This is a genomic window from Flavobacterium akiainvivens (assembly GCF_001278115.1).
Lineage (GTDB): Bacteria > Bacteroidota > Bacteroidia > Flavobacteriales > Flavobacteriaceae > Flavobacterium > Flavobacterium akiainvivens.
This window is the reverse complement of the sequence record NZ_LIYD01000005.1, coordinates 2,818,901-2,839,537: the sequence shown is the minus strand read 5'-3', so window position 1 is coordinate 2,839,537 and position 20,637 is coordinate 2,818,901. Positions and strand designations below refer to the sequence as shown.

At 43.7% G+C, this 20,637-nt stretch carries 16 protein-coding genes; 6 read left to right on the top strand and 10 right to left on the bottom strand.

From position 1 onward, the window contains the following. Nucleotides 1–9 precede the first annotated feature (9 nt). The 5 genes from pyk to AM279_RS12765 all read right to left on the bottom strand — a co-directional run bounded on the left by pyk (nucleotide 10) and on the right by AM279_RS12765 (nucleotide 4,497). Entirely contained in the window at nucleotides 10–1,440 is a 1,431-nt protein-coding gene (gene pyk / locus AM279_RS12785; protein ID WP_054408421.1) for a pyruvate kinase, read from the bottom strand. A 4-nt stretch (nucleotides 1,441–1,444) separates the two neighbouring features. Continuing rightward, on the bottom strand, nucleotides 1,445–1,915 hold the full coding sequence (locus AM279_RS12780) for an IPExxxVDY family protein (protein ID WP_054408420.1): 471 nt from the start codon (nucleotides 1,913–1,915) through the stop codon (nucleotides 1,445–1,447). A gap of 114 nt (nucleotides 1,916–2,029) precedes the next feature. Continuing rightward, nucleotides 2,030–2,779, bottom strand: a complete 750-nt coding sequence (rnc, locus tag AM279_RS12775; RefSeq protein ID WP_054408419.1) for a ribonuclease III — start codon at nucleotides 2,777–2,779, stop codon at nucleotides 2,030–2,032. A gap of 8 nt (nucleotides 2,780–2,787) precedes the next feature. After that, nucleotides 2,788–4,041, bottom strand: coding sequence for a beta-ketoacyl-ACP synthase II (gene fabF / locus AM279_RS12770; RefSeq protein ID WP_054408418.1), 1,254 nt, complete (start codon nucleotides 4,039–4,041; stop codon nucleotides 2,788–2,790). A gap of 219 nt (nucleotides 4,042–4,260) precedes the next feature. Further along, complete coding sequence (locus AM279_RS12765) at nucleotides 4,261–4,497, bottom strand: acyl carrier protein (protein WP_014166687.1); 237 nt, start codon at nucleotides 4,495–4,497, stop codon at nucleotides 4,261–4,263. Nucleotides 4,498–4,673: 176 nt separating this feature from the next. On the opposite strand from AM279_RS12765, the gene purN reads away from it, so the two are divergent. From purN to rnhA, 3 genes are read left to right on the top strand one after another with little or no spacing between them, the layout of a single operon-like run. Next, a complete protein-coding gene (purN, locus tag AM279_RS12760; protein ID WP_054408417.1) occupies nucleotides 4,674–5,240 on the top strand; it encodes a phosphoribosylglycinamide formyltransferase in 567 nt (188 codons plus the stop codon). A gap of 9 nt (nucleotides 5,241–5,249) precedes the next feature. After that, nucleotides 5,250–5,855, top strand: coding sequence for a hypothetical protein (locus AM279_RS12755; RefSeq protein ID WP_054408416.1), 606 nt, complete (start codon nucleotides 5,250–5,252; stop codon nucleotides 5,853–5,855). Nucleotides 5,856–5,864: 9 nt separating this feature from the next. Beyond that, on the top strand, nucleotides 5,865–6,344 hold the full coding sequence (gene rnhA / locus AM279_RS12750) for a ribonuclease HI (protein ID WP_054408415.1): 480 nt from the start codon (nucleotides 5,865–5,867) through the stop codon (nucleotides 6,342–6,344). Nucleotides 6,345–6,400: 56 nt separating this feature from the next. Here the strand turns inward: rnhA and AM279_RS20955 are convergent, their stop codons facing one another. Next, complete coding sequence (locus tag AM279_RS20955; protein ID WP_262494131.1) at nucleotides 6,401–6,535, bottom strand: hypothetical protein; 135 nt, start codon at nucleotides 6,533–6,535, stop codon at nucleotides 6,401–6,403. A gap of 302 nt (nucleotides 6,536–6,837) precedes the next feature. Between AM279_RS20955 and AM279_RS12745 the strand changes: the two genes are divergently transcribed. Beyond that, nucleotides 6,838–7,248: a hypothetical protein gene (locus tag AM279_RS12745; protein ID WP_054408414.1), complete on the top strand. Its 411-nt coding sequence runs from the start codon at nucleotides 6,838–6,840 to the stop codon at nucleotides 7,246–7,248. Here AM279_RS12745 and AM279_RS12740 read toward each other — a convergent pair. Both AM279_RS12740 and AM279_RS12735 read right to left on the bottom strand, forming a co-directional pair. Further along, a complete protein-coding gene (locus AM279_RS12740) occupies nucleotides 7,245–8,021 on the bottom strand; it encodes a TIGR03915 family putative DNA repair protein (protein ID WP_054408413.1) in 777 nt (258 codons plus the stop codon). The genes AM279_RS12745 and AM279_RS12740 overlap by 4 nt on opposite strands. Nucleotides 8,022–8,032: 11 nt before the next feature. Continuing rightward, nucleotides 8,033–9,289, bottom strand: coding sequence for a putative DNA modification/repair radical SAM protein (locus tag AM279_RS12735; protein ID WP_054408412.1), 1,257 nt, complete (start codon nucleotides 9,287–9,289; stop codon nucleotides 8,033–8,035). Nucleotides 9,290–9,680: 391 nt separating this feature from the next. Between AM279_RS12735 and AM279_RS12730 the strand changes: the two genes are divergently transcribed. Then, complete coding sequence (locus AM279_RS12730; protein WP_054408411.1) at nucleotides 9,681–18,503, top strand: T9SS type B sorting domain-containing protein; 8,823 nt, start codon at nucleotides 9,681–9,683, stop codon at nucleotides 18,501–18,503. 144 nt (nucleotides 18,504–18,647) lie between these two features. On the opposite strand, the gene AM279_RS12725 is transcribed toward AM279_RS12730, so the two are convergent. After that, entirely contained in the window at nucleotides 18,648–19,037 is a 390-nt protein-coding gene (locus AM279_RS12725) for a helix-turn-helix domain-containing protein (RefSeq protein ID WP_054408410.1), read from the bottom strand. Between the two features lie 64 nt (nucleotides 19,038–19,101). On the opposite strand from AM279_RS12725, the gene AM279_RS12720 reads away from it, so the two are divergent. Continuing rightward, nucleotides 19,102–19,722, top strand: a complete 621-nt coding sequence (locus tag AM279_RS12720; protein ID WP_054408409.1) for a 2'-5' RNA ligase family protein — start codon at nucleotides 19,102–19,104, stop codon at nucleotides 19,720–19,722. Here the strand turns inward: AM279_RS12720 and AM279_RS12715 are convergent. Further along, complete coding sequence (locus AM279_RS12715) at nucleotides 19,719–20,561, bottom strand: helix-turn-helix domain-containing protein (RefSeq protein ID WP_054408408.1); 843 nt, start codon at nucleotides 20,559–20,561, stop codon at nucleotides 19,719–19,721. The genes AM279_RS12720 and AM279_RS12715 overlap by 4 nt on opposite strands. Between the last annotated feature and the right edge of the window lie 76 nt (nucleotides 20,562–20,637).

The following is a 20,637-nucleotide window of genomic DNA, read 5'->3' as shown; positions in this document are numbered from 1 at the left end:
TAAAAAATCTTAGTGAATTTCAGTAACCCTTAGTGTATTAACCATACCGCGCTCTGTTACAGGCATAGCAGCAAGGTTAATAAGGTAATCACCGCTTTCGGCATAGCCTTTTTCAACAGCAATAGCGTTTACTTCATCTACAGTCTCATCAGTACTAAGTGATTTGTCATAGTAAAATGAGTTAACACCCCAAAGCAGGCTCATTTGCGTTAGTATCCTCTTGTTATCGGTAAATACCAATATTTGAGAAGACGGCCTCCAGGCAGAAATCTGGAATGCAGTATAACCACTGTTTGTAAGTGTTATAATAGCTTTTGCTTTTACGTTGTTAGCCATTTGGGCAGCGTGGTAGCAAATAGATTTTGTTATAAAACGCTTGGTACGCACCTGTGGCATATTTTGCGGAACAGTAATAAGCGGAGAATCTTCAACGGCTTCAATAATAGAAGTCATTTTCTCGATAACCTGTACCGGGTAGTTGCCTACAGATGTTTCACCCGAAAGCATTACGGCATCGGCACCATCCATTACAGAGTTTGCCACGTCGTTAACTTCGGCACGTGTAGGGGTAAGGCTGGTAATCATGGTTTCCATCATCTGTGTAGCCACAATAACCGGTATACGCGCTGTTTTAGCACGGTTTATAAGCTTTTTCTGGATAAGCGGCACCTCTTGTGCAGGCATTTCAACACCAAGGTCACCACGGGCCACCATAAGACCGTCGCAGTAAGCTACAATCTTGTCAATGTTTTCAACACCTTCAGGCTTCTCGATTTTAGCTATGATCGGAATTTTGTGGTCGCCGTGCTCAGCAATAAGCTCCTGTAGGTCTTGCAGGTCGCGCGGTGTGCGAACAAAAGAAAGGGCAATCCAGTCTACCTGTGCTTTTATAGCAAATATAGCATCGCGTATGTCTTTCTCAGTAAGTGCAGGAAGCGATACTTTAGTGTTAGGAAGGTTTACACCTTTTTTAGACTTAAGCGGGCCACCTTGTATAACTTTGGTTTTAACCTCGTTAACTTTGTCAGTTTCAATAACTTCAAAAATAAGTTTACCGTCATCAAGAAGTATACGTTCTCCGGCATTTACATCGTTAGGAAATGCTTTGTAGTTCATGTATACCCTTTCGGCAGTACCAGGTACATCTTCTGCAGTCTGGAAGGTAATTACATCGCCCGGGTTTACAATAACGTCATCTTTCATAACGCCCACACGAAGCTTAGGCCCCTGCAGGTCGGCAAGTATCGAAGTATTGTAGCCAAACTCTTCATTAAGGCTCCTGATTATATCAATTCGCTCCTGAACATCGGCATAGTCAGCATGCGAAAAGTTAATCCTGAATACGTTTACACCGGCAATAATCATATCATTAATCACTTCCCTGGTGCTGCATGCAGGCCCTAATGTGGCTACAATTTTAGTTTTTTTGTTTGTCGGCATTCTCTTAAAATATTAAGTTGTTTTTTGATCTCAGTCTGTGGGTGTCTATTGTATAAGCCGCCCTTATGTGCTGTATTCCGTCAAGCAGCTGTACAGCTTTGTCTACCCCCTCTGCATTTTCCACTTTCAGCAGGTAATCGGCATTTTTATACTCCGGCAGCAGGTAAATACTCACACTAATGCCAGAACTGCCAAACAGCGTTGTATCTGCTGCGGTGCTAAGGGCTGTATCTTTATTTTCAAGCAGGTTCCATTCGGCATTATTAACCTCGTCTTCATAAATATACCTGTTAAAGGTAGCTTTTCCCTGCTCTACGGTATAGGCAACATCTTTGGGGCACTTTTCAAGTCTTATGTTTAGCTCACGGTTTATAAAGTAAGCCAGCCTGTATGCTTCAAGGCCCGAATGAATGGCTATAAGGCTGTACTCTTCAGCATCAAAATCTTCAAATGCCAGCTTGTAAACCTTTTTCATTTAACCACGCTTTAAGCCCGTAAATATAAGATTTATAACTTATATTATTAACTCTTAAATTTAAGTTAAGGTAAATTTCTTCACGAAAACGATTGAGAAAATAAGAATCTCGTTTTATTTTTTGTTAATTTTTTCCTGAAATGCAAAAAACGCTCTTTGCGATGCTTTTTCCTCTGCTTTCTTTTTAGATGTGGCCCTGGCGCGTGCAACTATGCGCCCGTCTATGGTAAGTTTTATGGCAAAATGCTTTTGGCCTTCTTTGCCGTTATCTTCATACACCTCATAGTTAAATGATTTTTTTTGCTTTTGGCACCACTCAATAACAAGGCTTTTATAGCTTATAACCTTGCCTTCAAGCTTGGCAATATCTACGTAAGGCTCAACCACTTTCTGGTGAATGAACTTCTCGCAATATTCAAACCCGCGGTCAAGGTAAATAGCGCCTATAAGGGCCTCAAAAAGGTTGCCGTGTATGTTTTCGCCAAAATGCTGTGCAGATACTTTGCTTTCAACCCATTTAATAAGGTTAAGGTCGCGGCCCAATTCATTAAGGTGTTCGCGGCTCACAATTTTACTGCGCATTTTAGTAAGGTAGCCTTCATCGCCGGCAGGTACCTCGTTAAACAGGTGTGCAGCAATTACCGAACCCAGCATGGCATCGCCCAAAAACTCAAGCCTTTCATAGTTAAGCGGGTTGCCTTTATCATCAGTCTTATTAGATGACCTGTGTGTAAACGCACGCTTGTAATGGGCTATGTTTAGTGGGGTAAACCCAAGTGTTGTCTCAAGTTCAGTAAAAAAAATCCCGCCTTGCTGTGGGGCAGGGCGGGAGGATTTTGAAAATATTTTTTTAAGGAAACCCATAAGCGGTATTAGGCTTCGAATTTTTTAACAAGTACACAGGCATTATGGCCACCAAACCCAAATGTATTGCTCATAACTACCTTCATGTCCCTTTTTTGGGCGGCGTTAAAGGTAAAGTTAAGCTTAGGGTCTATGTTGTCATCATCGGTAAAATGATTAATGGTAGGTGGTACAATACCATGAACAATAGATAGTATAGAAGCTATGGTTTCTATAGCACCGGCTGCACCTAAAAGGTGGCCCGTCATACTCTTGGTAGAGTTAATGTTTAGGGTATAAGCATGCTCGCCAAATACATCAAGTATGGCTTTGCTTTCGGCAATATCGCCCAATGGTGTGCTGGTACCGTGCATGTTTACACCGTCTACGTCTGTAGGCTTAAGGCCTGCATCTCTAAGGCAGTTAATCATAACATTGCGTGCGCCAAGGCCTTCAGGGTGTGGTGCGGTAATATGGTGTGCATCGGCACTCATGCCCCCGCCGCCTATTTCGCAGTATATTTTTGCCCCACGCGCTTTAGCATGCTCAAGTTCTTCAAGAACAAGTGCGCCTGCGCCTTCGCCCAATACAAAACCATCACGGTCTTTGTCCATAGGCCGGCTTGCGGTTGTAGGGTCGTCATTTCGTGTAGAAAGCGCGTGCATGGCATTAAAGCCGCCCATGCCCGCTATGGTTACAGCTGCCTCGCTACCGCCGGTTACAATGGCATCTGCCATGCCCAGGCGAATGTAGTTAAAAGCATCTATCATTGCATTTGTGCTCGATGCACAGGCCGATACCGTAGTAAAGTTAGGCCCTCGCAGGCCATATTTCATAGAGATGTGGCCGCCGGCAATATCAGCAATCATTTTAGGGATAAAGAATGGGTTAAACTTAGGGGTGCCGTTGCCGTTAGCCCAGTTTATAACCTCTTCCTGAAAGGTTTCAAGTCCACCAATGCCAGAACCCCATATAACACCTATGCGGTCTTTATCAAGCGTTTCAAAGTCAAAGCCTGCATCTTTAACAGCCTCATCGCTGGCTACTACTGCATATTGTGCATAGCGGTCCATTTTACGGGCTTCTTTACGGTCTATAAAGTCTTCAACCTTAAAGTTTTTTACTTCGCAGGCAAATTTGGTTTTAAAGTTTGTGGCGTCAAAATAGGTAATAGGTGCAGCGCCGCTCTTGCCGTTAATAAGGCCTTCCCAGTACTCCTGCACGGTGTTGCCAATAGGTGTAAGTGCCCCAAGGCCTGTTACCACAACTCGCTTTAATTCCATAAATGGTTATCAGTTTAGTTTATAATTTATAAAACAATACCCATGCGATTCTTTATTCAAAAATATTGGATATAAGAAACATGGGTATCATCATTATTATATGTTGTTGCGCCGTTATGCCGGAGCTTATTTTCTGTAAAATTATAAAAAAAGGCATTACAGCGCCCAATAAATAATAACATCCATGTAGTAAGGTGCAACATGGATGTTAGGTATTTATTACTTCTTTGCTTCTTCTATGTAAGAAATAGCCTGACCAACAGTAGCGATGTTTTCAGCCTGGTCGTCTGGTATCTGGATATCGAATTCTTTCTCAAACTCCATGATAAGCTCAACAGTGTCCAGTGAATCAGCTCCAAGGTCATTAGTGAAGCTAGCTTCTGATACAACTTCGTTCTCGTCAACGCCTAGTTTGTCTACGATGATCGCTTTTACTCTTGATGCAATGTCTGACATAATCTTTAATTTTAGAATTTAAATTGAACGGCAAAAATAAAAAACTTTATTTTAAAACCATGTTTTCGCTCAAAAATGTGAGTACTAAGGTAAAAAATTAATTTTACAATAATGTGAAAAGGGTGTTATATTGCGGGATATAATTCGTTTTTTTGCATCGGGAAAACGATTGACAAATGAAAAATATAGTGCTTTTTGCGTCGGGCGGCGGCAGTAATGCTGAGCAAATTATGAGTTATTTCTCACAAAAAAATACTGCAAAAGTGGTGTTGGTGCTTACTAACAATGCTAATGCAGGTGTTTTAGATAAAGCTAAAGCACATAATGTGCCCATATTTGTGTTTACAAAAGAAGAGCTGAACAACGGTTTTGTACTACGCCACCTACAGGCTTTTAACCCGCATTTAATTGTGCTTGCGGGCTTCCTTTTAAAATTTCCGGCCGATATTATAGAGGCATATCCGCACAGTGTTATAAATATTCACCCTGCCTTATTGCCTAAATATGGCGGTAAAGGTATGTATGGACTGCACGTGCACCGTGCCGTGCTGGAGAATAAAGAGAAAGAAAGCGGTATTACTATACACTATGTAGATGATAATTATGATGAGGGTAACATAATCTTTCAGCAGGCTGTAGCGGTTGAAGAATGTATTACTCCTGAAGAAGTGGCATTAAAGGTGCTGGCTTTGGAGCATGAGCATTTTCCCGCGGTTATTGAACAACTGATCTTAAATAATTAATATTCTCGAATGAAAAAGGTTTTTATTCTTCTGTTTTTTGCCGTAATCACTGCTGCGTTTGGCCAGGAGCGCTATACTATTAATGCTTTCGGGTTTTCGGTTCAGCCGCCTGCTGACTGGTTTGTTACTGAGCTGGGTGGCGCCAGGGAAAACCTCGATAAATTTGACCTGAGCGAAGAGCAAAGGGCAAGCATACTTAAAGATTATGCTACCGTTTCAGGGTTTGCTGCTTTTTATAAATATGACCCCAAAAAATATGCAGGTATAATACCTACCGTTAATGTGGTTGTTAAGCCTTTGAAAAATGCAACCTATGAAGGGTTTAAAAAGCTTCTTGAATCTGCTGAAGCGCAATATAGTAAGGTGTTAGAGAATTATAAAACGGGTTCTATAAAGCCGCTTACTTTTCCTGGGGGTAAAGCCTGGGAAATGCAAAGCACTTATGACTTTAAAAATCCTGCCGGAGAAAAAGTGTTCCTGAAAAGCAGGGCCACTTTTTTTTACTGCGATACTTACTATATTAACCTCAATTATATTGAGGAGGTAGGTAAAGAAGATAATACGGCTGTTTACGATGCTATGTTAAAAACAGTTGTAATAACTCCTAAAAAATAGTTGCTTTGTATGCATACTGTGCACATATATACCGATGGCGCTGCCAAGGGTAATCCGGGGCCGGGAGGTTATGGGGTAATCCTGGAGCAGGTGGGCACCGGTTACCGTAAAGAATTTTATGAAGGCTTCAGGCTAACTACTAATAATCGTATGGAGTTGCTTGCTGTTATTGTGGGGCTCGAAAAACTACGCACCCCTAATACATCTGTACTTGTGGTGAGTGACAGTAAATATGTAATAGACAGTATTGCTAAAGGCTGGGTTTTTGGCTGGGAGAAAAAAGGTTTTGCCGGTAAAAAGAACCCGGACCTGTGGAAACGCTTCCTTAGAATTTACCGCCAGCATAAGGTGGATGTTAAGTGGATTAAAGGGCATAACCAGCATCCGCAAAATGAACGGTGCGACCAGCTTGCCGTTATGGCGTCTACACAGCCGGTGCTAAATGTTGATGCGTTTTATGAGCAGCAACGAGGTGATAAGTTGATATAAGGCAAAAGGCCTGCAAAATTTATTTTTGCAGGCCTTTTATCTAAATCGTTTGCGTATTACAGGCTAAAAATAGCCAATGTAAGCAGGCATACCCCCATAACTACAAGCAGGCTTGTAGCCAGCATTTTTGTAAACATTCCCGGAGGAAGATCATTTTCATGCTTAATCTTTTGGTTTTCAGGTAGTAGCATAAGTTTTCGTTTTTCAGGTAATTAAAGTTACGTCGTCTTTTATTTTTATTCTCCCAACAAAATATTAAATAAAACATTATATTATGTTAACGCTAAACTAACAGTTTTTATTTTAAAACCTAATGTTTGAGTGTTAAATCTGTTGAATTATTTAATATTTAAGGTGAGTTGTATTTTAGTGTAGTTTTTTGCAACAAAAACAAGTGTAATAGCGGCTTTTTATAACAAAAAAACACAGCTAAAACCATTTCGTGATTTTCTGCGTATGTATAAGTGCAATTAACCTTACTTATATTTTAATTATGGCACCAGATGATACTCCGTTATTTGGCAATACGTGCGGAAAACTTTACAGGGATAGATTTATGGTTGTGGCGCGGGGCAAAAACTATTATAAACAGATTGAAACTGTGAGAAACATAAAATTTGTGGCGAGGCCAACACTCAAAGGCCTGTTTTTTCTTTTTTTGCCTGCAATTCTCTTTTTGTTTCCTTTTCTTATGCATGATCCGGGCCTTATAGTAATAATTTGTGTTTTAGTGCCGGCTACAATTCTGGCAGTGTTGTCTATTGTTAAAATGGACAAACACTACAGTATTGTTGTGTTTTTAAAGGATGGAACTCCTAAGTCTTATACAATATGGTCCGGTAATATTGTGGAGGCAAAAAGGCTTGTGAAAGTTATTGCTGCAGCGCTTAAAAAACGGGCTTAATTTTTACCGTCTTTTTCGTTAAGATATTTCCAGTACCGCTTTGGTACATGCTGTATGTGTAGCTTCATGTTTTTGCGTGCCGGTATATTGGTGCTGTTAAAATAGTCTTTCCACAGTAAAGATGCCAGGGCTTCTTTTTCATCCTGCAATGCTGCCGGAAGCACAGTTTTGGTTATGTCTATATTGGCTACAAACTCATAGGTTATTTCCTCAACTGTGTGCAGGTTATAAAACAGGCCATATTTGCGCTTAATATCATGAATAATCCACTGCTGGTCGGTATACCGGTCTTTAAAGAATTTTGAGATAAGTGGTAAAACATTAAAGTCTGGTTCAACAGGGCAGTAATAAATGCCATCTGCTGTTTTCTGGAAACGGATAAACGCTTTCATGCGATGTTTTTCGCGGTTTACTTTCCTGTCCATTTTACTTACTGCCATTACATATGAGTTGCCAAAGTTGCTTTCAGCGCCTTGTGGGTTGTCAAAAATGTAATGGGCAAAATTAAAGAGGTCTTTAAAAGTGTGCGGGTCTTCGCTCAGGTAAGCTTTATAAAACATAATACCCCATTTTTGGGTAAGCTTTTTACCCAGCCCGGCCCATACGCGTTCAGCTTTTTCGCTGTCTGAAATTACAGTGTAATCATCAGCAAGCATAGAAGGTTGGTAGTGTTTGTTCCAAACCAAATCTACCATTTTGTCGCGACGGTCATAACTGTCAAAAATGGCTGTGAGCAAGCCTTCAAAGCTTCCGTCAAAAACATAAGTTGTCATAGCGTGGTAGTTTAAAACAGGCTAAGCTGGTTTTGGGCTGTTTTTAAATATTTACTGTTGCTTTCGGCTAAAATCAGTCCTTTAATATGTAAAGAGTCTGGCTCGTTAAGTATAAAAGGGCTATCAGCACAGCGAATAAAATGCCTGGCGCGGTTGTATGCAATGCCAATTTTTTGAAGTTGGTCGCTGCGTAGCCTGCCAAACCTGCGGGCCTGTACAATTTTATTTGCAGAACCTACACCTATGCCGGGCACCCTGAGTATCATGCGATAATCTGCGGTATTAATATCAATGGGAAATTGTTCCAGGTTGCGGAGTGCCCAGCTCAGTTTTGGGTCGATGTCGGTATCCAGGTGCGGATTTTTTGTGTTGAGTAGTTCTTTTACGTTAAAGCCATAAAAACGCATAAGCCAGTCGCTTTGGTACAGCCTGTTTTCGCGTAAAAGCGGTGGCTGGCTGCCTATTGCCGGCATCCTGGTATCATGGCTTATTGGGATATAACCGCTGTAATAAACCCGTTTAAGCGAAAAATCTTTGTAATATTTATCGGCGCTATACATAATTTCCATATCGCTTTCGGGTGTGGCGCCAATAACCATCTGGGTACTTTGGCCTGCGGGTACAAATTTTGGCACACGCTTTATCAGGCCGGTTTTCTTCTCGTCTTTATATTGGGTAATTGTGTTTTGAATAAAGCCTAACGGTTTTTTAACTTCCTCGTGGCTTTTTTCGGGGGCAAGAAGTTTTAGTCCGGCCTCGGTGGGCATTTCAAGATTAATACTCATCCTGTCGGCATAGAGCCCGGCTTCCTGAAGCAGCTCGGGGCTGGCGCCGGGTATGGTTTTAAGGTGAATGTAGCCGTTAAAACGTTCTTCAAGGCGCAGTTTTTTTACAATACGCAACAGGCGTTCCATGGTAAAATCAGCGTTTTTAAAAATACCCGAACTCAAAAAGAGCCCTTCAATGTAATTCCTGCGGTAAAAGCCCATGGTAAGTTCAACTACTTCATCTACTGTAAAGGCGGCACGTTTTACATCGTTACTGCTGCGCGATACACAAAAGGCACAATCGTAAATGCAATGGTTGGTAAGTAATATTTTTAATAAGGAAACGCACCTGCCATCTTCGGTATACGTGTGGCAAATACCGTTGCTGCTGTTGCCTATTCCTTTATTTTCGTTTTTTCGGTCGCTTCCGCTTGATGCGCATGATACATCATATTTTGCTGCATCGGCAAGTATATTCAGTTTCTCTCGTATCCGTTCCATTTTTCTTAATTGAATATTTTCATCAAAACTAAGAAAAAAGTTTAAAAAATAAAACTTTAACGTATGGATAAAGAGGGTTTTCCAGTACTTAAATGTTTCATTATTTAAATTGTATACTTTTCATAAAAATACATATAATATTATTGTATATTTAAAAAGTTAACAATAGTGTTGATTAGTAGTGTGTTTGTTTTGTAGGTTTTTGTTAAAAATACTTGTTAAAACGTTCATAAAAATTAAACACACTATTAAATGACTGTAAAATGTTAAATACATTTGTTTGCGTAATTGTATAAAAGTCTATATTTGCGACCCCCAAAGTAGGCTGTAATTTGTTAATATACAGTAGACGACGTTAAAAAATTCCCTGAAAAGGGACGGATGAAGAAACATGAAGAAACTACTACTTGTGGCTGCATTTATTGCAAGTGCTGCCGCGTTTTCGCAGGGTATAAGCGTAAACCCCAATGCTTATACAACAAACCAGCTGGTTAACACTGTGCTGGTAAAAAATTCTTGCCTTGCGCAGGTGTCTAACGTCAGTAAATCTACCGGTACTGATTTTGGTTATACATCGGGCAACGGTATAGGGTATTTTACCAATACCAACCCTAACTTCCCTATGTCAAGCGGTGTTGTGCTTACAAGTGGTAATGCCGTTGCGGCACAGGGGCCTAATACTAACGTTTCGAGCTTTACGGCTGCTGCCTGGGGCGGTGATGCTGCACTAAACACAGTAATGGCTGCCGCTGGGCTGCCTATGAACTCTAAAAATGCAACGTCTTTAGAGTTTGATTTTGTGGCAGCAACTACACAGTTGTCTATAAATTATCTTTTTGCATCTGAAGAATATGGTACTTACCAGTGCGAATCGAGAGATGCGGTAGCAATACTTTTAACAAACGTGGCTACTGGTGTAACAACAAACATTGCGGTTACCCCTGCAACTAACCAGCCGGTTAGTGTAGCAACAATAAGAAATATACTTAACAATTCTAACTGTACCTCTCAAAACCCAACTTTATTTGGGCAGTTTAACGGGGGTGGCAATGCGGCGGCATCGGCTATAAATTATGAAGGGCAAACGGTGCTAATGAATGCATCTGCCGTGCTTACTGTGGGTGCTGCATATCATATAAAAGTTGTTGTTGCCGATGATGGTGGCACAGCAGGCACTGATGGCGATTATGATTCGGCTGTTTTTTTCCCTGAAGGCTCTTTTGACCTTGGGCAGGAAGTTGTGGGCCCAAGCCTTACACAGGCAGCCGGTACGGCTTTGTGTACAGGAGAGACCTATACTATAAATACAGAGCTTAACCCTGCGCTATATGGCCTTTCATGGACCAGGAACGGCGACCCGGTTGCAGGTGGTGCAACAATAGATATTACACAAACAGGCGATTATATACTTACAATAAGTAACCCGGCTACGGGCTGTACAACCACACAACCGGTTACGGTAGAATTTGCGCCCGATATTGTGCCTAACCAGCCCGGCAACCTTTATGCCTGCGATAATGGGGGCACAACATTTACTTATAACCTGGTGCAAAATACACCGGTTATTATACAGGGGCTTAACCCGGCCACACTTGTTACCTACCACACTACTGCCGATGCGGCAAATAACAATACGGGGGCGCTGTCGGCAACATATACCGGAACGCCGGGGCAAACTATTTATGCCAGGGTAAAAAGCCATAACAGTAGCTGTTATGAGGTTGTTTCGTTTCAGCTTTTAACCATGGCGCCACCAACGGCCACACAGCCAGGCAACCTTTCGCTATGCGAAACTACACAGGGTAGTGGTACTGCCGTATTCAATCTTTCGCAACAATCGCCTGCCATATTAGGCAGCCAGCCGGCATCTCAAAATACTATTGCTTATTTTACCTCTCAGGCTAATGCCAATAATAACGTAGACCCAATAACAACAGCCGGTGCGTATACCGGCGGCAGCCAGACTATATATGTAAGGGTTTCAAGAAACTTTGATGTTAACTGTTTTGCTACCACATCGTTCAACCTTGTGGTAACCCCAATACCGGTTATACCAGATCCGGAAGATATTACAGCGTGTGATAGCTATTTGTTGCCAGCCCTTACAACGGGTGGTTATTTTAGCAGCCCTAACGGGGTAGGCCCAATTGCACAGGGCAGCAGTATAACCAGTTCTCAAACGGTATATATTTATGCACAAACGGCTACTACGCCGGCATGTACTGCCCAAACAAGTTTTTTTGTAAACGTTGTAACGGGTACTACAATCCCTGAAGACGTTGAAGCGTGCAGCAGCTATACCCTGCCTACGCTGCCAAGTGGCCAGTTTTATTACAACGGCCCTGATGGTACTGGTGGGCAAATAGCCGGGGGTACTGCTATTACAGCTACTCAGGATATTTATTTTTACGTTCCGGCGGCGGCAACCTGTACGGGTAATGCCACTTTTACCGTAACCATTATACAGCCACCGGTTATAGATGACCCTGCCGATGTAAACGTGTGCGAACCTTATACATTGCCAGCGCTTACTAATGGTGGGTATTTTTCATCGCCAAACGGTGTAGGCCCTATAGCAGCCAATACTGTAATAAGTACTAACCAGACTATATATGTATATGCAGCCAGCCCGGCAGACCCGGCGTGTACATCCCAAAACAGTTTTACGGTAACCATAAACAATATTACCGTTACACCGTCTGACGATATAACACGCTGCGGCAGTTACCAGCTTCCGGCGCTTACCGGCGGTGCGGCCTACTATTCTTCGCCAAATGGCGTGGGCCCTATTACCAATACTAACCTTACTACTTCACAAACGGTATACATATATGCAGCCAGCCCTACAAACCCGGCTTGTTTTGCACAGGATAGCTTTGTGGTTACTATAAACCCACTGCCAGGCCTTGATGCCATACCAAACGTAACGGAATGTACAGGCTACATACTGCCCAACCTGCCGGCAGGTGTAAATTATTACAACGGTTCTAACCCTGCTACTGCAACGGTTATACCCCAGGGTACAAATATTACTGCAACACAAACCATCTATGCTATAACACCTCCCAATGAGTTTGGCTGCCGCAGGGTAAGGCAATTTGTGGTAACCATTGTGGGCAACACGCCACCTGCTAATCCCGGCAACCAAAACGTGTGTGGCAGCTACACACTTCCTGCCCTTACCTCCGGTGCTTACTGGACCGGCCCTAACGGTACCGGAACCCAAAGGTTTGCAGGCGATGTTATAACCACTACACAAACACTTTATGTATATGTTGTAAGTAACAACACTACACCGCCATGTAGTGCACAAAGCAGTTTTGTTGTTACGGTTACGGCAGGCCCTAACATTCCTAACATTCCTAACGTGGTGGCTTGTAACAGCTATACCCTTCCGGCGCTTGCGGTGGGTAACTATTATACCCAGCCAAACGGCGGCGGTACAATGCTGCCTGCTAACACTGTAATTACTACTAACCAAACTATTTATGCCTGGGCACAAACGGGTGGTACACAAAACTGTACTACACAGCGCACGTTTACGGTAACAATTATAAATGGCTCTGTGGTGCCTGCAAACGTAACCGAGTGTACCAGCTATACCCTTCCTGCGCTTACAGTAGGTGGTTATTACAGCAGCCCTAACGGCGTTGGCCCTATAGCGGCAGGTACTGCCATTACCGCTACTCAAACCATTTACGTTTATGTGCCGGTAACAAGCGGTACAAACTGTACGGCTAATAATAACTTTACAGTAACTATTACAAACCAGCCTGTAATTCCGGATCCTGAAGATGTGTCGGCATGTGCAAGTTACACGCTTCCGGCACTAAGCAGCGGCCAGTACTGGACAGGCCCGAACGGAACAGGTACGCAGCTCTTTGCCGGTAATGTTATTACATCATCTCAAATTGTTTATGTATATGCGGCTAACCCAACAGTGCCAAACTGTACATCTCAAAATACATTTAACATAACTATTAATAATATAGATGTGGCAGATGTGCCAGACCAGCTTGTGTGTGGCGAGTATATACTTCCCCCGCTTGCGGTTGGAGGGTATTTTTCTTCGGCTAACGGTGTGGGTCCTATAGCTGTAGGTACGCCTATAGATACTAACCAGACTATTTATATTTATGCACAAACTGATACTACCCCGGCGTGTAGCGACCAGGAAACCTTTACGGTTACCATAAAGCCGTCTCCTGTGGTGCCAGATCCGGGTTATGTTGCGGTGTGTGGCAGCTATATATTGCCGGAACTTACAACGGGTAACTACTATACCGGCCCCGGTGGTACAGGTACGTTATATCCTGCCGGTACCGAAATAACTGTTTCGCAGGATATATACATTTATGCCGAAACAGGTGGTGTGCCAAACTGTTCAACAGAAACAATCTTCTCGGTTGTTATTAACCCGGAGCCGCCTGCTAATGTTAGCGCCTGCGATGGTTATGAGCTGCCGGAACTGCTTTTTGGTAATTATTATTCAGCACCTGCCGGTGGCGGTACACCGTTTTTTGCCGGAGATATCATTACCGAAACACAGGATGTATATGTGTATGTAGAAAGTACTGTTGAGCCTAACTGTACAGATAACAATTTCTTTACCATAACCATTAACCCAACCCCTATTGTAGCTGCGGTGGATGATGTGGAAATTTGTGATGTTTATGTACTTCCGCAACTTGCAACAGGTAATTACTATACCGGCCCAGGTGGTACGGGTACACTATTGCTTGCAGGTGCTGAAATTACTACAACCCAAACTATTTATGTTTTTGCGCAAACGGCTACTGTGCCAAACTGTACAGACGAAGAAAGTTTCCTTGTAACCATACACGTTACACCGGTTACCGATGCACGTTCTGACGTTGAAATTTGCGATGAATATGTGCTTGACCCTCTTACAGTAGGTAACTATTTTGAGCTTCCGGGCGGCCCTGATGTGCCGGGCCAGGTATCTCACGCAGCAGGAGAGGTTATAACAGAAGATATTACTCTATACATTTATGCAGCATCGGCTACAGATGCTGATTGTTTTAGCGAAAACAGCTTCTTTATAAATATATACTCTATTGATGCCGATGATATTGCTGATGTCGAGTCGTGTGATAGTTATGTGCTTCCGGCATTAAACGTGGGCGATTACTATACGCTTCCGGGTGGTCCTGATGTTGCAGGGCAGGTAATGCTAAATACAGGAGATGTAATAACTACTAATACAACATTATATGTGTATGCAGAGCTTGGTGGGCGCCTTAACTGTAACGATGAGCATGAATTTACCATAACTATTTACCAGACTCCTGTAGTTAACGATACCCAGCAAGACCTTTCGGTATGTTTTGAATATGTACTGCCGCAACTTACGGTGGGTAACTACTTTACAGGTTCTATGGGTACCGGTACGCAGCTTAATGCAGGCGATGTAATAAATGCTACTGCAACGGTATATATCTATGCTGCAACAGGTAGTGATACGCATACTTGTTTTGACCAACATAGTTATGTGGTAACGGTTAATTCGGTTTACCTGCCTGATTTTGAAGATACGGTTTATTCATGCCAAACGTATACGCTTCCTGCACTTGCTGTAGGTAGCTACTATACTCAGCCAGGTGGGCAGGGCACGCCTATTGCTCCGGGTACAGTATTAACTACAACCCAAACGGTATATGTGTATGCCGAAACAGGAACAGTACCTAACTGTACTGCCGAAGACCAGTTTGACCTGATTATAGTACAGCCTCCTGTGCCTGCCGCACAGCCAACCCCGCTGTTTACGTGTGCTATAGACGATGCCGGTCATGGTATCTTTAACCTTCAAACGGTTATAGACCAGGTTTTTGGTAACCAGCCAAATGTAACTGTTGGTATTTATGAAACCATTCAGGATGCCCAGTTTGACGAAAACCCTATAACGGCAGCCGAAATAGCGGCTTATGAAAATATTAACCCTAATACGCAAACGCTTTATATAGCCCTTACATCTACACTTGCTGAAGGGTGCCAGACTATAGTTGAAGTGCAGCTTAATGTAAACCCAAGGCCACAGGCGGTAACCCCTGCTGAAGCTTATGCTATATGCGATAACGGTACAAATGATGCTGATGGAATAGGTGTGTTTGACCTTACCATTTATGAAGATGAAGTGCTTGGAACCATGAACCCGGCACAGTTTACCGTAACCTATTTCGAAACTGCCCAGGCGGCAGAAGCAGGTACGCCGGTAATTGCCACGCCGGTAAACTATAACAGCGATAGTACTACCGTATACATCAGGGTAACCAACAATGCTACGGGCTGCTATGATGTGGTAGAGCTTGAGCTTATTGTAAACCCGCTACCGGTAGTAACCCAGCCGCTTCCATACAGCCTGTGTGATGTAAACAATCCGGGCGATGCCAGGGAAGAATTTGACCTGACAAGCAGGATAGACGAGATAACAAGTGGTGAATTTGGCCTTACTGTAACCTTCCATGATACGTATGCGCAGGCTGTGGCCGGCACACCGTCCATTACCACCCCAGATGCCTACACCAACGTAGAGCCGGGTGTTGAAACCGTGTTTGTGCGAGTTGCCGATAATGAAACCGGCTGTTACAGGATTGTGCTGTTAGATATCCGTGTAGAACCACTGCCAATTCTTGTATTGCCAACAGAGCTTGAAACTACTGAGTGTGATACCGATGGTGATGGATATGCTACTTTCGACCTTACCTCCCTTGTGGAAGATATGGTTAATAATGGTGCTGATATTTCAGTGGCGTTTTATGAAACAGAGTGGGATGCCCAAAATGGCTTTAACGCTATTGAAAACCCGGCAAGCTATGTTAACGCCGTGCCTTTTGAACAGGAAATTTATGTAGTTGCGGTTAATGACAATACCCTTTGCCAAAGTACAGTATATGCTATAACCCTGTTTGTGAACCCTGCACCACAGGCTCCGGATCTGGAAGATATAGTGCTGTGTGATGATGAAGATAATAACGGGCAGGATGGCCGCAGGTTTGTAGACCTTACCATTTATGAAGGCTTTATTTATGAAGAAACCGCTGCAGCTGCCGGCACACTAACTATAGAGTACTTTGCAACCCAGCAGGCTGCTAATAATGGGATGCCAAGGATTGTTAACCCGGCTAACTATAATGGTACACATGAGCAAACCATCTGGGTGCGTGTAGAAATGACCGATACAGAGTGTTACAGCCTTTCAAGCTTCCAGCTTATATTTAATGCGCCTTGGCAGCTTACTACGCCTACACCACTAACGGTTTGTAACGAAGAATTGCCAAATGATAATACAACAATCTTTGATCTTACAACTAAAGATGCAGAAATTCTTGGCCCAATGGGTGTGGGTATTGGTAATGTGGTTACCTATCACCAGACACAACAGGAAGCTTTTGATGGCGAAAATCCTATAACGCCAGCTACGGCATATGAGAATGAAACCAATCCGGAAGTGCTGTTTGTGCGTGTTGTTACGCCTGAAGGATGTGAAAGTTTCACAACACTTAGTATCCGCGTACTTCCGCTTCCAACGCCGAACTTCACGCCTGAAGCCTTAGAGCTGTGTGATGAGAACGCTACAGGTGATGGATTAGAGGAATTTGACCTTACAGAAGCCGAGGACGACATAGCCGATAACGACTTTACAGTACACTTTGCGTACTACCCAACCCAGGCAGACGCTATAGCTGAGCCGCCAACAAACGAGATTACAGATCCTGAAAACTACGTAAGCGGTACGGGCAGCGTATGGGTAAGGGTAATGGCCAACACCACCAATACGAACGACCCTGTATGCTACCAGCTTGTAGAGCTTCCACTGATTGTACATCCGCTACCGGCACAGGGGGCAGTAGCGCCTTATGCCATATGCGAGCAGAACACAGACGGCTTTGCCCAGTTTGACTTCAATACCCATCTGGATGAAATCCTGGGCCCTGATGTAGACCCTGCAGATTATGGCGACTACACCGTGAGGTTCAGCTACAACGGTACCCCTGTACCGTATATCTACACCAACGTAGTGGCAGGCAACCAGACGATAGACGTATATGTAGAGTATGAGCCAACAGGCTGTAACACCACGGTACAGTTACAGCTACTGGTAGAAGAGCAGGCCATAGCAGGCGATGTAACCACCCCTGACTTTGATGTGTGCGATACCGATGGCGACAACGACGGGCAGTTCATCATCGACCTTACGCAGGCCGATGCCGATATCATCGGCAGCCAGGACCCGGCAATACATACTGTAACCTACTACACCAGCGAACAGGATGCTATAGACGGCACCAATGCGATAGCCACCCCGGCTACGTTTGATGCCACCACACAAACCATCTGGGCCAGGATAGTAAACACATCAACAGTAAGCGGCTGTCCTGACTTTACAAGCTTTGAAGTAGTTATTGAGCTGCTACCTGAGCCTGTAATTGCAACAGAAGGCGACAACCACACCATATGTGTAGACTTTGTAACCGGCGAAGTACTAAGGCCACTTACGCTACAGAGCGGTGTGGCACCAAACGGCCACATTTACGACTGGTACCTTGACGGTGTGCTTGTTGAATCGAACGGCGACGGCTACTATGTGGCAGAAGCCCCGGGTACGTACACTGTAATTGTAACCGGCCCTGCACCGAATGGATGTGTGTCAGACCCGTCAGAAGGCTTTGAAGTAATCCAGTCAGGCCCTGCCAGCCCAATAGGCGATGGCTTTGTGGTAAGCAACGCCTTTGGCGAGAACCAGACCATCACGGTATTGGTTGAAGGCTACGGGCAGTACCAGTACAGCCTGTACCCTGAAGGCCCATGGCAGAACTCGAATGTATTTACCGATGTAGCCCCTGGCGAGCACACGGTATACATTATGGATACGACTGCCGATGGCTGTAACGACCCAATCAGTGTGGTAGCGAATGTGAGTGTGATCAACTACCCGCATTACTTCACGCCAAACGGGGATGGATACAACGACACCTGGAACATCATTGGCCTGCAGGCCGAAGGCTACCAGGCTATCATTTACATCTTTGACCGCTACGGCAAGCTGCTGAAACAAATCAGCCCTGACGGCGAAGGATGGGACGGTACCTTTAACGGCAACCCTGTACCTGCGGACGACTACTGGTTTACAGTAGAGTTTACCGAAGGCCAGTACCGAAGGACGGTTAAAGCCCACTTTGCACTGAAGAGGTAAGCCCCCCGGCCCCCACACGAGCGGAGCGAACTGGCGAAGCAAAGTGGGAGGGAACAGATAGCAGGTGGCAGTAAGCAGCCTGTGGCTTATAAAACAAACATCCCGCCATTGGCGGGGTGTTTTGTTATGTCTTGTTCGGTAAGTTTATTGAAGTTGTTTGCGGTACTGCAAAGGCGTCATATTAGTCATGCTTTTGAAAAACTTGGTAAAATTGGTAGCCTCAGTATAAGCAAAGCGCAGGCCTATTTCGGCAATGCTAAGGGTTTTGTCTGCCAGGAGTTTTTTGGCTTCTGCCAGTATTTTTTCTTCCATTATTTCGCAGGGCGAAGTATTCAGTGTAAGCTGTATGGTATTGGTTAAATGGCGCGGGTGTACAAAAAGCAGTTCGCCAAAATGCTTGGCATGAAAGCGTTTCAGGGCGCGGCCATCCATCAGGTCGGCAACGTGTTTGTCAGCCAGTTTCAGGAAATCGGTTGTTATTTCGTCTTTGCGCGAAAGTATTTTTGCAGGTATTTTTTCAATAACGTCTTGCATGCTGTGCTATTTAAAAGCACTAATTTACAAAGAACTTACTATTTTTGCAGCACATTAACCCGTAATGCCAAAAAAGAACCCTAACCAGATAAGCTTATTCCCCGAGGCGGTATATGAGTATTTTGTGCTCCTGTCGCCCAGCGATGCCGTTATTGCCGATGTAGACAACATGAAGCAGCAACTGCACGAAATGATAGGGCTTGATTCGGGTAACCTTAATTCTGTGGCGCACATATCACTATATAAGCAGGAAGGGCTTGATGCTGCGGTTGTAAAATCGGCTGCAAGGAGGGCACTTTCGGGCCAAAAGAAATTCCCTGTAAAAATAGCCGGTCACGATTTTTTTAAAAGTGGCGAAAAACGCACGCTCTATCTTAAAATTGAAAATCCGGAGCCCATTGATGCTATTTACAACCTGCTGTGCCCGCCAAAGAAGCCTGCTAAGCAAATAAACCGTCAGATTAGCATTCTTGACCGTCCGGGCAAAAAACTGCCGCCTCCGCGCACTATAAACCCTCATATCACTATTGCGCGTAACATTGCTGTTGAAGATTTTGAACGTATTGAAGATTTTACCCCTTTTGACTACCAAAACGAATGGCTGTGCGAGAAAGTAACCATACTACGCAGGCCTGTGGGTACTGATAAGCACTTTTCTCCGGTAACGGAAATAAAGTTGGGCTAAACCCCGGCTGATTTCTGGACATCGCGTGGGCTTGCCTGTTTTTTCTTCTTAAAATAATTTGAGAAATGGCTCTCATCGGTAAAGCCAAACTCGTGGGCTATTTGTTTAATAGGAATATTGCCTGCCGAAACGCGCTTTTCAATAAGCTTGGTACGCAGGTTATTGATATAGTCCCTGTAAGACAGTTTAAAATTGCGCTTAAACCATGCCCCAAAGTAAGACGGGGCAATGTTAAAATGCTGCGATATGGCTTTTGACTGTATTAGTTGTGGTGTGTAAATGTTTTCATGAATATAGGCAATAACCTGGTTGTTGCTAAATTGCGGGCCATTTTGGTATTTGTGCATTTTGCCCAGCGCCTCTTTTATCAACCCGAAAATGGATAGCACCTGGTAAAACACAATGGGCGAAGCTGATATGTCTTGCCTGCAATTGTATGCTGTAATGTTGTTTACGGTGTTTTTGAGGATGGTGCTGCACGGTTCGTCAAGCTCCAGTACCTGTTCCTTCAGTAGCTTTTCGCGCATCATTTGCTGTGGGGTGTTGATGAGCAGGTCATCGTTAAACAGGCTTTTCTTTGAGCTGAAATAACTTTCAGTAAACTTTATAAAGATAAACCGTGTGCTGCTGTGTATGTCAAAATAATGATGGTCATCGGGCGAAATGGCAAAAAGGCTCCCTTCGCCGTAGGGCAACAGGTTTTGGTTAAGGTGGTGTATGCCATGGCCTTTAACTATGTATATCAGTTCATAATAGGTGTGGCCGTGCACCGGCAGGTGAAATTTTTCTTCCTCAAACTCATCAAGCAGCAGGCTTTCAAACTGGTTTAGTTTTTTCATGTCGGATATTTGCAACTATGTATCGCAAATTTACAAATTTACTCATGGATTGATATGTTAATTTTGTTGCTTCCAA

Bases quoted from the DNA above. Each gene is read 5' to 3' on its own strand.
- pyk (WP_054408421.1), bottom strand. From the start codon at position 1,440: ATGCCGACAAACAAAAAAACTAAAATTGTAGCCACATTAGGGCCTGCA.
- AM279_RS12780 (WP_054408420.1), bottom strand. From the start codon at position 1,915: ATGAAAAAGGTTTACAAGCTGGCATTTGAAGATTTTGATGCTGAAGAG.
- rnc (WP_054408419.1), bottom strand. From the start codon at position 2,779: ATGGGTTTCCTTAAAAAAATATTTTCAAAATCCTCCCGCCCTGCCCCA.
- fabF (WP_054408418.1), bottom strand. From the start codon at position 4,041: ATGGAATTAAAGCGAGTTGTGGTAACAGGCCTTGGGGCACTTACACCT.
- AM279_RS12765 (WP_014166687.1), bottom strand. From the start codon at position 4,497: ATGTCAGACATTGCATCAAGAGTAAAAGCGATCATCGTAGACAAACTA.
- purN (WP_054408417.1), top strand. From the start codon at position 4,674: ATGAAAAATATAGTGCTTTTTGCGTCGGGCGGCGGCAGTAATGCTGAG.
- AM279_RS12755 (WP_054408416.1), top strand. From the start codon at position 5,250: ATGAAAAAGGTTTTTATTCTTCTGTTTTTTGCCGTAATCACTGCTGCG.
- rnhA (WP_054408415.1), top strand. From the start codon at position 5,865: ATGCATACTGTGCACATATATACCGATGGCGCTGCCAAGGGTAATCCG.
- AM279_RS20955 (WP_262494131.1), bottom strand. From the start codon at position 6,535: ATGCTACTACCTGAAAACCAAAAGATTAAGCATGAAAATGATCTTCCT.
- AM279_RS12745 (WP_054408414.1), top strand. From the start codon at position 6,838: ATGGCACCAGATGATACTCCGTTATTTGGCAATACGTGCGGAAAACTT.
- AM279_RS12740 (WP_054408413.1), bottom strand. From the start codon at position 8,021: ATGACAACTTATGTTTTTGACGGAAGCTTTGAAGGCTTGCTCACAGCC.
- AM279_RS12735 (WP_054408412.1), bottom strand. From the start codon at position 9,289: ATGGAACGGATACGAGAGAAACTGAATATACTTGCCGATGCAGCAAAA.
- AM279_RS12730 (WP_054408411.1), top strand. From the start codon at position 9,681: ATGAAGAAACTACTACTTGTGGCTGCATTTATTGCAAGTGCTGCCGCG.
- AM279_RS12725 (WP_054408410.1), bottom strand. From the start codon at position 19,037: ATGCAAGACGTTATTGAAAAAATACCTGCAAAAATACTTTCGCGCAAA.
- AM279_RS12720 (WP_054408409.1), top strand. From the start codon at position 19,102: ATGCCAAAAAAGAACCCTAACCAGATAAGCTTATTCCCCGAGGCGGTA.
- AM279_RS12715 (WP_054408408.1), bottom strand. From the start codon at position 20,561: ATGAAAAAACTAAACCAGTTTGAAAGCCTGCTGCTTGATGAGTTTGAG.